The sequence below is a fragment of the Janthinobacterium sp. GL_088 genome (assembly GCF_057837845.1).
Genome location: NZ_CM174453.1, coordinates 5,449,839 through 5,462,263 on the forward strand (window position 1 = coordinate 5,449,839; position 12,425 = coordinate 5,462,263).

14 protein-coding genes are annotated in these 12,425 nt (G+C 59.5%); 2 read left to right on the forward strand and 12 right to left on the reverse strand.

What is annotated here, in order from left to right:
- The 6 genes from cysW to AC3IQ7_RS24355 all read right to left on the reverse strand — a co-directional run bounded on the left by cysW (position 1) and on the right by AC3IQ7_RS24355 (position 4,774).
- Positions 1-927, reverse strand: coding sequence for a sulfate ABC transporter permease subunit CysW (gene cysW / locus AC3IQ7_RS24330; protein ID WP_099378184.1), 927 nt, complete (start codon positions 925-927; stop codon positions 1-3).
- Positions 924-1,733 (reverse strand): sulfate ABC transporter permease subunit CysT, encoded by an 810-nt coding sequence (gene cysT / locus AC3IQ7_RS24335; RefSeq protein WP_099408869.1) that lies wholly within the window; start codon positions 1,731-1,733, stop codon positions 924-926. Before cysT ends, cysW begins: the two co-directional genes overlap by 4 nt.
- 230 nt (positions 1,734-1,963) lie before the next feature.
- Positions 1,964-2,602: a peroxiredoxin gene (locus AC3IQ7_RS24340; protein ID WP_034785187.1), complete on the reverse strand. Its 639-nt coding sequence runs from the start codon at positions 2,600-2,602 to the stop codon at positions 1,964-1,966.
- 42 nt (positions 2,603-2,644) lie between these two features.
- Positions 2,645-3,211 (reverse strand): RBBP9/YdeN family alpha/beta hydrolase, encoded by a 567-nt coding sequence (locus AC3IQ7_RS24345; RefSeq protein WP_489207523.1) that lies wholly within the window; start codon positions 3,209-3,211, stop codon positions 2,645-2,647.
- A 44-nt stretch (positions 3,212-3,255) separates the two neighbouring features.
- Complete coding sequence (locus tag AC3IQ7_RS24350) at positions 3,256-4,260, reverse strand: sulfate ABC transporter substrate-binding protein (protein ID WP_322426345.1); 1,005 nt, start codon at positions 4,258-4,260, stop codon at positions 3,256-3,258.
- Between the two features lie 130 nt (positions 4,261-4,390).
- Positions 4,391-4,774 carry a diacylglycerol kinase gene (locus AC3IQ7_RS24355; RefSeq protein WP_489207524.1) on the reverse strand — a complete coding sequence of 128 codons (384 nt, stop codon included), beginning with the start codon at positions 4,772-4,774 and terminating at the stop codon, positions 4,391-4,393.
- Positions 4,775-4,925: 151 nt separating this feature from the next.
- On the opposite strand from AC3IQ7_RS24355, the gene AC3IQ7_RS24360 reads away from it, so the two are divergent.
- Positions 4,926-5,699, forward strand: coding sequence for an IclR family transcriptional regulator (locus AC3IQ7_RS24360; protein WP_489207525.1), 774 nt, complete (start codon positions 4,926-4,928; stop codon positions 5,697-5,699).
- A 41-nt stretch (positions 5,700-5,740) separates the two neighbouring features.
- Here the strand turns inward: AC3IQ7_RS24360 and AC3IQ7_RS24365 are convergent, their stop codons facing one another.
- The 3 genes from AC3IQ7_RS24365 to AC3IQ7_RS24375 form a co-directional block, all read right to left on the reverse strand.
- The gene (locus AC3IQ7_RS24365) at positions 5,741-6,814 is read right to left on the reverse strand and encodes a serine hydrolase (RefSeq protein ID WP_099378010.1); all 1,074 of its coding nucleotides are present in this window, start codon (positions 6,812-6,814) and stop codon (positions 5,741-5,743) included.
- Positions 6,815-6,991: 177 nt separating this feature from the next.
- Positions 6,992-7,711, reverse strand: a complete 720-nt coding sequence (locus AC3IQ7_RS24370; RefSeq protein ID WP_099378011.1) for a nitroreductase — start codon at positions 7,709-7,711, stop codon at positions 6,992-6,994.
- Positions 7,712-7,730: 19 nt separating this feature from the next.
- Positions 7,731-8,657, reverse strand: a complete 927-nt coding sequence (locus tag AC3IQ7_RS24375) for a DMT family transporter (protein WP_099378012.1) — start codon at positions 8,655-8,657, stop codon at positions 7,731-7,733.
- Positions 8,658-9,006: 349 nt separating this feature from the next.
- On the opposite strand from AC3IQ7_RS24375, the gene AC3IQ7_RS24380 reads away from it, so the two are divergent.
- Positions 9,007-9,573, forward strand: a complete 567-nt coding sequence (locus tag AC3IQ7_RS24380; protein WP_099378013.1) for a phasin family protein — start codon at positions 9,007-9,009, stop codon at positions 9,571-9,573.
- Between the two features lie 132 nt (positions 9,574-9,705).
- Here the strand turns inward: AC3IQ7_RS24380 and AC3IQ7_RS24385 are convergent, their stop codons facing one another.
- The 3 genes from AC3IQ7_RS24385 to AC3IQ7_RS24395 are packed head-to-tail and all read right to left on the reverse strand — an operon-like array spanning position 9,706 to position 12,425.
- Positions 9,706-10,425: an ABC transporter ATP-binding protein gene (locus AC3IQ7_RS24385; RefSeq protein ID WP_099378014.1), complete on the reverse strand. Its 720-nt coding sequence runs from the start codon at positions 10,423-10,425 to the stop codon at positions 9,706-9,708.
- Entirely contained in the window at positions 10,422-11,195 is a 774-nt protein-coding gene (locus tag AC3IQ7_RS24390) for an ABC transporter ATP-binding protein (RefSeq protein ID WP_099378015.1), read from the reverse strand. The genes AC3IQ7_RS24385 and AC3IQ7_RS24390 overlap by 4 nt, the downstream gene beginning before the upstream one ends.
- Positions 11,196-11,207: 12 nt before the next feature.
- Positions 11,208-12,425 carry an ABC transporter permease subunit gene (locus AC3IQ7_RS24395; protein ID WP_099378016.1) on the reverse strand — a complete coding sequence of 406 codons (1,218 nt, stop codon included), beginning with the start codon at positions 12,423-12,425 and terminating at the stop codon, positions 11,208-11,210.

The following is a 12,425-nucleotide window of genomic DNA, read 5'->3' on the forward strand; positions in this document are numbered from 1 at the left end:
TCAGTGCTCCGTAGAACGTAAGGCGGAATCGTCGGCGTCGCTCTCGTTCAAACGCCACTCAATGAAAGCTTTCAGGGCCAGGGTCACCAGGGCCAGCAAGGCCAGCAGGGAGGCGACGGCAAACGCGGCGGCGAAGTTGTACTCGTTGTACAGAATCTCCACCTGCAGCGGCATGGTGTTGGTTTCGCCGCGGATATGGCCGGACACGACGGACACGGCGCCGAACTCGCCCATGGCGCGGGCGTTACACAGGATCACGCCATACAGCAGACCCCACTTGATGTTCGGCAAAGTGACCCTGCGGAAAGTATTCCAGCCCGAGGCGCCCAGCACGATGGCGGCTTCTTCCTCTTCGCTGCCCTGCGACTGCATCAGCGGGATCAGTTCGCGCGCGACGAACGGGAAGGTGATAAAGATCGTGGCCAGCACGATGCCGGGCACGGCAAACAAAATCTTGATGTCGTGCGCCTGCAGCCATGGGCCGAACCAGCCCTGGGCGCCAAACATCAGCACATAGATCAGGCCGGAAATCACGGGCGAAACGGAAAACGGCAAATCGATCAGGGTCAATAAAATGCTCTTGCCGCGAAATTCGAACTTGGCGATGCACCAGGAAGCGGCCACACCGAACACCAGGTTCAGCGGCACGGCGATGGCGGCCGTGATCAGGGTCAATTTAATGGCGGAAATCGCGTCCGGATCGATGATGGCGGCGATATACGCTTCCCAACCCTTCTTGAACGCTTCCGCAAACACGGCCACCAGGGGCACGATCAAAAAGGTCGTCAGGAACAGCAAGGCGATGGTGATCAATACCGTGCGTACCCACAAGGGTTCCAGCACGACGGGGCCGACATTCGGCTCGAAGCGGCGCGCCGTCGGGCGCGCATTGTCCACGCCAGCGACGGCAGTCGTATTCGTACTCATGATTTCTTCGCCTTTCCGCGCGTCCATGCTTGCAGCAGGTTAATCGTCAACAACAGCAAAAAGGAGACCACCAGCATCACCACGGCGATGGCCGTGGCGCCCGCGTAATCGTATTGCTCCAGCTTGGTAATAATGAACAGTGGCGTGATTTCCGACACCATCGGCATATTGCCGGCGATAAAGATCACGGAACCGTACTCGCCCGTGGCGCGGGCAAAGGCCAGCGCAAAGCCTGTCAGCAAGGATGGCAAAATCGTGGGGAAGATGACGCGGATAAACGTTTGCAGGGAGTTGGCGCCCAGGCTGGCGGCCGCTTCTTCCAGTTCCTTTTCCGCGTCTTCCAGCACCGGTTGCACTGTGCGCACGACAAACGGCAAGCCGATGAAGGTCAGCGCCACCACCACGCCCAGCGGCGTGAACGCCACCTTGATGCCCAGCACGCCTTCGATGAACTGGCCGAACCAGCCGTTCGACGAATACAAAGCCGTCAGGGTGATGCCGGCCACGGCCGTCGGCAAGGCGAACGGCAAGTCGACGAGCGCATCGATGATGCGCTTGCCGGGGAATTTATAGCGCACCAGCACCCAGGCCAGGATGCCGCCAAACACCACGTTCAACAGGGCGGCGATCAGCGAGGCGCCAAACGTCAGCCGGTACGACGCCATCACGCGGTCGGACGTGACGGCGCTGAAGAAGGCGTCCCATGTCATGGTGAACGTTTTCAGGAACACCGACGACAGCGGAATGAGAACGATCAGGGCCAGGTAAAAGAGCGTAAAGCCCAGTGACAGCTTAAACCCCGGCATGACCCGAAACGGCGCTCCGCGCGCCTTGAGCGGTGCTGCTGATACTGCAGACATAGAAACTCCTTCTTATTACATTTTTGAGTTATAGGGCGCAATAATCACATGCAATCGTTATAAAAAGAACTAACCATTTCTCATTTGCTTAGATGGATTTTGCATACTTCCCTGTCAAAGCGTTGGACGAAAAAAAACGCACCGGCGAGGTGCGTTTTTTGTAAAAGTAGAAACTTTTATTTATTTGGCTGCGGCGTGAGGCGCAAGTACGGCTTGGCAGCTGTAAAGCCCTTCGGATATTTCTGCTTGATCACGTCCGGATCTTGCACGGTCAATGGAATGATGACGTCGTCGCCATCTTTCCAGTTGCCGGGCGTGGCCACCGTGTAGCCATCCGTCAGTTGCAAAGCGTCGATGACGCGCAGGATTTCATTGAAGTTGCGGCCCGTGCTCAGCGGATACGTGAGGATCAGCCGTACCTTCTTGTTCGGGTCGACGATGAAGACGGAGCGCACGGTGGCCGTGACGGACTGTTCCGGGTGGATCATGTCGTACAGCACCGACACTTTCTTGTCGACGTCGGCGATGATGGGGAAGCCCACCACCGTGTTTTGCGTCTCTTCGATATCCTTGATCCAGCTCTTGTGCGACTCGGCCGCGTCCACGGACAGGGCGATCGCTTTCACGTTGCGTTTGTCGAATTCCGGCTTGAGTTTGGCTGTCAGGCCCAGTTCCGTCGTGCACACGGGGGTAAAGTCGGCCGGGTGGGAAAACAGCACCACCCAGGAATTGCCAGCCCACTCGTGGAACTTGAGCGGGCCGATCGAGCTGTCTTGTTCAAAATCAGGGGCGACATCGCCCAGGCGTAAAGTCATCATGATCTCCTGTGAGGTTGTGTGGCAATCGAATTCGTCGAATCAGGCTGCCTGACGGTGGCGCTTGTCGCTTTGCGCCAGATCAAACAGTGTTTGCAGCTGCGCCTGGCCGTAGACCCAGTCACCAAGGCGCGACTCGGCGTTGATATGGCCCAACGCACCGCCATCAATATACTTGCAATTCCAGCGCCGTGCCCACTGCGCTGCGTGTTCGGCCGTCATCCACGGATCCGTCTGGCTGGCGATCAGGATGCCGGGGCAAGGCAGCCGCTTTTGCGGCAAGGCCTTCGCCACGCCAAACTTGTCGGGATCGGCCGGCCCCACCAGCAGCACGCCAGCCACGCCCTGCGGGTCGCGGGCCAGGCTATGCGCCGTCGTCAGGCAGCCGAAGCTGTGGGCGACGATCAGGGTGGGGCGTGCATCTTGCCGCCGTACCTGGTCCAGGCGCGCCGACCAGGTGGCCAACTCGGGTGCGTTCCAGTCATCCTGCTCGACCCGCTCGAATTGCGGATACAGGCGCTGCCAGCGGCTCTGCCAATGCTCGGGACCGCTGTTATACAAGCCCGGCACGATCAGTACCCGGTAATCGGAAAAGCTGCGCAGCGCCATGATGTGTCCTTTTAGTAACGGTCTGGCAATCGTGCCATCCGGTATTACTTAGGCTGGTAGATCTGGTCGAAGATGCCGCCGTCGGCAAAGTGCGCCTTTTGCGCGGTCGTCCAGCCACCGGCCACCTGCTCGATGGTGAACAGGTTGACCTTGGCGAACTGCGATGCGTATTTCTTCGCCGCCTTGTCCGTTGCCGGACGGTAGTAATTCTTGGCGATGATGTCTTGCGCTTCGTCCGTGTACAGGTAGTTCAGGTAAGCCTCGGCCACCTTGCGTGTGCCATGCTTGTCGGCAAACTTGTCGACAACAGCGACAGGCGGCTCTGCCAGGATGCTGACGGAAGGCGTGATGATGTCGAACTTGGTCGGGCCCAGTTCCTTGACGGCGAGATACGCCTCGTTTTCCCAAGCGATCAGCACGTCGCCGATACCGCGTTCAACAAAGGTGGTGGTGGCGCCGCGTGCGCCGGAATCGAGCACGGGCACGTTTTTATACAGCTTGCCGAGGAAATCCTTGGCCTTGGCTTCGTTGCCGCCCGGCTGGCGCAGCGCATAACCCCACGCGGCCAGATGGTTCCAGCGGGCACCGCCCGAGGTTTTCGGGTTCGGCGTGATGACGGACACGCCCGGCTTGATCAGGTCATTCCAGTCCTTGATGCCTTTCGGGTTGCCCTTGCGCACCAGGAACACGATGGTCGAGGTGTAAGGCGAGCTGTTGTGCGTCAAACGCTTTTGCCAGTCGGCGGCCAGCAGCTTGTGCTCGGCCAGCGCGTCGATGTCATAGGCCAGGGCCAACGTGACCACGTCCGCTTCCAGGCCATCGATGACGGCACGCGCCTGCTTGCCGGAACCGCCGTGCGATTGCTTGATCTTGACGTTGTCGCCCGTCTTGCCTTTCCACTCCTTGGCAAATGCCGTGTTCACATCCTGGTACAGCTCGCGCGTCGGGTCGTATGACACGTTGAGCAGGGTGATATCGGCAGCCTGCGCCGTTTGCAGAAGGGCAAACGCGCTGATGGCGGCGGCAATGATGATTTTTTTCGACAGCATCTAAGATCCCCGAGTGGTTGAACTTTCAGAGCCACCAGATTACGGCGCCATGGCCGCAAAGAGAACGAAGCGTTTCGCCGTTTGATATGCGATTTCCGCATATGGGCGACGCGCAACGGGGATTTAGCAGTTAATAAAAGCGGTTGAACAGGACGACGGCCCACGTGGAGAAAGCGAGGATGCACGTGAGCAGCACGGCGGCGCTGCCAAAATCCTTGGCGTTTTTCGACAGTGGATGGCGTTCCAGCGAGATGCGGTCGACCACGGCTTCGATTGCCGAATTGATCAGTTCCACGATCAAGACCAGCAGCAGCACGCCGATCAGCACCAGTTTTTCAAACGCGGAGATGCGCAGCAGCAAGGCAATCACCGTGCCGACAACGAACAGGCCCAGTTCCTGGCGGAACGCGTGTTCGTGGCGCCAAGCTGCTTTCAAGCCATCGAGCGAGTAGAAAAAGGCGGAAAAGATCCGCTTCAAGCCACTTTTACTTTTGAATTCATTTACAGGTTGCATGGTTTTCCATATGTAAAGCAGGTGCAGTGGGCACATTATGGGGGTGACATAGCACTGTGACCATTTATTCGCTGAATATCTCGGAACATTTCACTATTTTTTCACATCATGGTATAAAGAAGCATGAATACTGCATTGCACCAAATCCATCATGAAAATTGAACCGGTCGCTGCCCCGAAGACAACGATCCAGGTGATCGAACGCATGGTCGCCCTGCTCGATGCCCTGGCCAAATATTCCGACCCGGTCAGCCTGAAGGAATTGTCGAAAGTTTCCGGCCTACACCCCTCGACGGCGCACCGCATTCTCAACGACATGGTGCTGACGCGCTTTGTCGACCGCATCGAACCGGGCACCTACCGGCTGGGCATGCGCCTGCTGGAACTGGGCAATGTGGTGAAAAGCCGCCTCAGCGTGCGCGAAGCGGCGCTGGACTTCATGCGCCAGCTGCACAAGAAAACCCAGCAAACGATCAACCTGTCCGTGCGCCAGGGCGACGAGATCGTCTACATCGACCGCGCCTTTTCCGAGCGCTCGGGCATGCAGGTGGTGCGCGCCATCGGCGGGCGCGGTCCGCTGCATCTGACCTCGACGGGCAAGCTGTTCCTCTCCGTCGACGAGCCGAAAGCCATCCGCGCCTACGCCACGCGCACGGGCTTGGCCGGACACAACAAGAATTCCATCACGGATCTGCAAAAGCTCGAGCGCGAGCTGAGCCTGGTGCGCGAGCGCGGCTATGCGCGCGACAATGAAGAGCTGGAACTGGGCGTGCGCTGCATGGCCGCCGGCATCCGCGACGATACAGGCAAGCTGATCGCGGGACTGTCGATCTCGGCGCCAGCCGACCGCTTGCAGGATGAGTGGCTGGTGGACCTGGTGGAAACGGCGAACCAGATTTCCGTGACCTTGGGATTCATTCCTTAAGAGTAATAAGAATGCAGGGCGGCCATGCCGCCCTGGACACCTTACCCTCCTGGCAAGCTCATATTGGCTGGTTTCAGTGCCTCGAGCCACTTGCGCATGCGTCCCGCATCGGCCGTACGCGACTGTTTTCCCTTGGAATCGAGGAAAACCATGATCACGGCGCGTCCTTCGATGACAGCCTGCATCATCAAGCAACGTCCCGCTTCATTGATGAAACCCGTCTTTTGCAGGCCGATCTCCCAGCCCGGATTGGCCACCAGGTGATTCGTATTGCCAAACTGCATGGGCTGGCCGCTCGCTTCGACGATGGCTTTCGGGTCCGTCGAGTACTCGCGCAGCAGCGGATGGCGGAAGGCGGCCATGGCCAGCTTGCCCAGGTCGCGCGCACTGGCCACGTTCATTTTCGACAAGCCGCTGGAATCGACGTAATGCGTATCCATCATGCCCAGCTGGCGCGCCTTGCTGTTCATGGCGTCGACAAACGAAGGCAAGCCGCCCGGATAATTGCGGCCCAGCGCCGAGGCGGCGCGGTTTTCCGAGCTCATCAGGGCGATGTGCAGCATATTCGCACGCGTCAATTGCGAACCCACCTTCAGGCGCGAGCTGCTGAACTTGGCGCGGTCAACGTCCTCGTCCGTGATCGTCAGCACTTCATCCATGTCCTGGCGCGCTTCGACCACCACCAGGCCCGTCATCATCTTGGTGATGGAGGCGATGGGCAGGGCGACATTCGAATTCTTTTCAAACAGCACTTCCGCATTGGCCTGGTCCAGCACCAGCGCCACGCTGGACTTGAGGTCGAGCGGATCACGTGTGAGGTTCAGGCCGGCCAAGTCGCCCATGGTCGGCATCGGTGCGGCCATGGGCACAGCCACGCTGCTGATTTTTTGATAGATGACCTTGCGTTTGCCGCGCACCATGACGACCCGGCGCACGGTCTTTTCGCGCGGCGCGGCCGTCGCGCCCTTGCGCAGCACGACTTTGACTTTCTTGGTGTTGTGTTTCTTCGCGGCTGAGGATTTGCCGTTCGCTTCCTTGGCGTGCACGGCCGCAGCCGGCGCCAGTGCAAACAGCAGGGAAGCCAGGATACCCAGCGCCAGTTTAAACTTAGCCATTCGATAATTCCCCGTGAAGCTGTTGCCTTATTGCAGTGTAGCGAAATGCAGAGTAATCGCAAGTCTATTTAACAGTTAGGACAGTATTTATTGCAGTAATGAAATACAAAACGTTAGCGATCCGCAAACAAGCCCATCCTTGACGGGCGGTTTACCGGCGCCTATCACTGGCAATGTCTATTTGTCCATGAATTTAACAAAGCCGGCCAGCGGCTCGCGTTCCGTGTTCAGGCGGTTCTCGACCTTGTCCGGGTCGGCATAACCGAGGGCCATGCCGCACACCACCATTTCGCTGGCCGGCACGCCCAGCTCGTCGCGGATGATGTCATGGTAATGAATGAAAGCCGCCTGCGGACAGGTGTCGAGCCCGCGCGCGCGCGCCGCCAGCATGATGTTTTGCAAGAACATGCCGTAGTCGAGCCAGGAACCCTGTTCCAGCACCCGCTCGATGGTAAAGATCAGGCCCACGGGCGCATCGAAAAACTGGAAATTGCGCCCGTGCTGGGCAGCCATGCCGGCCGTGTCGCCCCGCTCCAGGCCCAGCAGCTGGTACAGGTCCAGGCCGATCTTGCGGCGGCGCTCGATGAAAGGCGCCGTCCACTGGCGCGGGTAATAGGTATACGACGCCGTGCGCGCGGGCGCATCGGGCGCCTTCGGCGCGTCGTAGGCGGCGAGGATGCGGCGCGACAGGCGCAGGCGCGCCTCGCCCGACAGCACATACACTTTCCACGGCTGCATGTTGGCACCCGACGGCGCGCGCGCCGCCACTTCCAGGATGCGCGCGATGTCGTCCTGCGCCACCGGCGTGGGCAAAAAGGCGCGGATCGAACGGCGCGACAGAATCACGGCGTCCACGGCTTGCTGCGCCGACTGTGTTTCAGATGCTTGCTTGTTCACTGCCCTGCTCTCCCGCTCTCTACTTCTTGACCACAAATACCACACCGACCACGGCCACCAGCATGCCGGCGATGCCCAGCATATTAAAGGCTTCGCCAAACATCAGCCAGGCCATCACGGCCGTCGTGGGCGGCGTCAGGTAGAGCAAGCCCGTCACTTTCGTCGCATCGCTGCGGCGGATCAGGGCGAACAGCAGGAAGATGGCGCCGATGGACAGCACGAGTACCGACCACAGCAACGCGCCAATAAAATTCGCCGTCCATTGCACATTGCTGAAATGCAGGTCCAGCCCTTCGTAATACAGGGCGAATGGCAAGACCACCACGATGGAGGCGGCAAACTGCACCACCGTGCCGGTGCGCAAGTCGAATTGCGGACAGTGGCGTTTTTGGTACATGGTGCCGGCCGTCATCGACAGCAGCGCGAACACGCACAGCAGCACACTTTCTACCGTCAAACCCACGAGGTTGATCTTCGCGTACACGACGAGAGCCACGCCCAGCAAGCCAAAGAACAGGCCCAGCCACTGGCGCGGGCGCACGGATTCGCCGATCAGCGGTGCGGCGCAGGCCGTCAGCACGGGCTGCATGCCGACAATTAACGCAGACAGGCCGGCCGGCATGCCCAGCTTGATGGCGCACCAGACGCCGGCCAGGTAGCCGGCCTGCATCAAAATGCCGGCCACGGCGATCTGGCGAAACTGTCCTACCGGCCAAGGCGCGCGCAACAGCAGCACCAGCGGCAGCAGGATCACCAGCACGCCCAGGAAGCGCAACAGCAGAAAGGTCAGCGGCGGCGCGTAGGGCAAGCCGAACTTGGCCACGATAAAACCTGTGCTCCATAACAACACAAAGAAGCCGGGCAAGGCCATCGGCGCCAGGGTCGTCAGGAAAGGGGTTTTGGGGGCTTTGCCGCTGGCGCCAGCCGCGGCGGGAAGATTGGACATGGTATCAACTCGGGAAACGGGATCGGCACCGGGGCCTGCGCCAGTGCGGGAGGCAAAGTCTAGCATGCTGCGCCGCACCCGTCCTGAAAGGCGGGGAAATAACAGTTTAGGGTTAAACCATTAGCACACAGAAATCAAATATTTCTCTTTAGAAACAATGGTTTTTGACGCAAATCTATTCAATTGTTGCATCGCACAAGAATCGCTTGACTTACGTTTTTTTCGCCGTAGAATAGGGTTTGTTGCGTTGCACAATTCTTGTTCAGCTTGAAAAATTTAGATTCACCTGCTTTCCCAAACGGTACACGCAGCATCAAATTAACCAGATTTCGATTTTTTGGAGATTTATATGTTTTCAATTCCTGAGCAATTTTCGTCCGCTACCAAAGCCAACCTGGAAGCCCAATTCGCCCTGTTCTCGTCGCTGACGGGCAAGGCCTTCGAAGGCATCGAAAAGATCGTCGAACTGAATCTGACCGCTGCCAAGGCAACGCTGGAAGAATCGACCGCCGCCGCCAAGCAATTGCTGTCGGCAAAAGATCCACAAGAATTCTTTTCGCTGACCGCTGCCCAAGCCCAGCCTGGCGCCGAAAAAGCCATCGCTTACGGTCGTCACCTGGCTGCCATCACGTCGGGCACGCAAGCCGAATTCAGCAAAGCTGCTGAATCGCAAATCGCTGAAACCAACCGTAAAGTCCTGTCCCTGGTGGAAGAAGTCACCAAGAACGCGCCAGCCGGTTCGGAAAACGCCGTCGCCATCCTGAAAAGCGCCATCGGCAACGCCAATGCAGGCTACGAGCAATTCTCGAAAACCAGCAAGCAAGCCGTCGAAGCCATCGAAGCCAACCTGGCATCGGCCGTGAACCAGTTCACGCAAGCGGCTGAAAAAGTCGTGCCACGCGCTGCCGCCAAGTAATTATTAAGCGACCGCCAAGGCGGTCCGCTGTACCAGCTCCTCCAGGCATCCATCCCGCATTTCCCCGACGGATGCCATTATGCCCCAGCCTGGCTGGGGCATTTTTTATGCCTGAACACTTCCTGAACGTGATTACTCCCCCAGATACGCCGCCTTCACGCGCGGGTCGTCGAGCATGGCGGCCGCGTTGCCGCCCATGGTGACCAGGCCGGAATCCATCACATAGCCACGGTGCGCCGCCTGCAGGGCCAAACGGGCGTTCTGTTCGACCAGCAGAATCGTGATGCCTTCGGACGACACCTTGCGGATCACCTCGAAGATTTTCTCGACCATGATGGGCGACAGGCCCATCGACGGCTCGTCGAGCAGCAGCAGCTTCGGATGGCTCATCAGCGCGCGCGCCATGGCCAGCATCTGCTGTTCGCCGCCGGACAGGGTGCCGGCCATCTGCGCCGCCCGCTCCTTGAGGCGGGGAAACACGTCGAACCAGCGGGCGATATCGTCTTCGACGCCGACCTTGTCCGTGCGCGTGTAGGCGCCCATCATGAGGTTTTCGCGGATCGACATGCGGGTAAACACGCCCCGCCCTTCCGGCACCATGGCCAGCTTTCTTTCCACCAGGTGAAATGATTTCGTGCCCTTGAGCGATTCGCCCAGGTAGCTGATCGTGCCCTCGATCTTGCATTCAGGCAAAGTCCCCGTGATGGCTTTCAAGGTCGTCGTCTTGCCGGCGCCATTCGCGCCGATCAGGGCGATCAGCTCGCCTTGGTTGACTTCCAGGTCGATGCCTTTCACCGCCTTGATGCCGCCATAGGCCACGTGCAAGCCCGCCACCTTCAATATATTGCTCATGCGTGCGATCCCCCCAGATAAGCCTCGATGACGGCCGGATTTTTTTGTATTTCGGCCGGCAAGCCTTCCGCGATGCGCTTGCCATATTCGAGTACCGTGATGCGGTCGCACAGTCCCATCATCAGTTTCACGTCGTGCTCGATCAACAGCACGGTCTTGCCTTCCGCCTTGATTTTTACCAGCAACTCACGCAAGGCCAGCTTTTCCGTCGCATTCATGCCGGCCGCCGGCTCATCGAGCGCCAGCAAGGTCGGATCGGTGGCCAGCGCGCGGGCGATTTCCAGGCGCCGCTGGTCGCCATACGACAGGAAGCGCGCCGTGCGGCTGGCGAACTGGGCGATGCCGACGAAATCGAGCAATTCCATGGCCCGCTTGCGGATCGACGCCTCTTCCTCGCGCGCCGCCTTGTGGCGGAAGATGGCGCCGAACACGCCCTGGTGCGAGCGCACATGGCGCCCCACCATGACGTTTTCCAGCGCCGTCATGTCGCCAAACAAACGGATATTCTGGAAGGTGCGCGCGATGCCCGCCTTCGCCACCTTGTGCGGCGCGGACGGCGAATACGGCTTGCCAGCCAGCTCGAAGGTGCCCGTGTCGGGCTGGTACAGGCCGGTGATGACATTGAAAAACGTCGTCTTGCCGGCGCCGTTCGGGCCGATCAAGCCATAGATTTGCCCTTGTCGGATGGTAATGCCCACGTCGGTGAGCGCCTGCAAGCCGCCAAAACGCTTATTTACGCCGGCAATATTGAGAATGATCTGTTCGCTCATGCTATTCCTCCCTTAAGCGGACACGACGCCGGTGGATTTGTTCGGCTGGTCCACATCGTGGTCGGGCCGGTCTTCGTGCTTCGGCGATGGCCACAGGCCGGCGGGACGGTTGAGCATGATCAACACCATGGCCAGTCCGTACAGCAACTGGCGCAGCACTTCCGCCTCGATCACCACGTGGCCGAACAGCGCCTGCTGGGCCGGCTCCACCACGTGGCGCAGCACTTCCGGGATCGAAGCGAGGATCACGCCGCCAAGGATCACGCCGGGGATATGGCCGATGCCGCCCAGCACCACCATGGCCAGCACGGCGATCGATTCCGTCAACGAGAACGATTCCGGCGAGACAAAGCCCTGGAACGAGGCAAACATGGCGCCAGCCACGCCGCCGAACGAGGCGCCCATGGAAAAGGCCAGCAATTTCACGTTGCGCGTATTGATGCCCATGGCCTTGGCGGCAATCTCGTCTTCGCGGATGGCCACCCAGGCGCGGCCCAGGCGCGAATGCTGCAGGCGCTTGGTGACGAACACAACGGCGATGCACAGGAACAGGAACAAAAAGTAATAGGCGTTCACGGACGGCATGGAAAAACCGGCCACCGTGACGGTGCTGTTGGTGCCCGCCTCGCCCGCCAGGTTGACGCCGAAGATGCGGATCGGGTCGATCAGATTGATGCCTTGCGGCCCATTCGTGAAATTGATCGGGTCGTTCAAATTATTCATGAAGATGCGGATGATCTCGCCAAAGCCCAGGGTCACGATGGCCAGGTAGTCGCCGCGCAGCTTCAAGGTGGGCGCGCCGAGCAAGGCGCCGAACAGGCCGGCCACGGCAGCGGCCAGAGGCACGATGATCCAGATCGACAAATGGATGCCGTTTTCGCGGATTTCCGGCCCCATCAGCTGCACCAGGGTCTCGCCCAGCACCGGATATTGATTCACCACCGATTCGAGCAGGATGGCGAACTGGGGCGACGCCAGCAAGGCCGTCAGGTAGGCGCCCACGGCGTAGAAGGCGATGTAGCCGAGGTCGAGCAGGCCTGCAAAGCCGACGACGATGTTCAAGCCCAGGGCCAGCATGATGTACAGCAAGGCCATGTCGATGATGCGCACCCACGAGTTGCCGAACTGGGCGGCAAAAAACGGGAACACCATCAGCAGCGCGGCCAGGCCCAGCATGCCGGCGTAGGCTTTGGTCGGATTTTTCTTAGCGTCAAAATCGAGTAGTGCCAT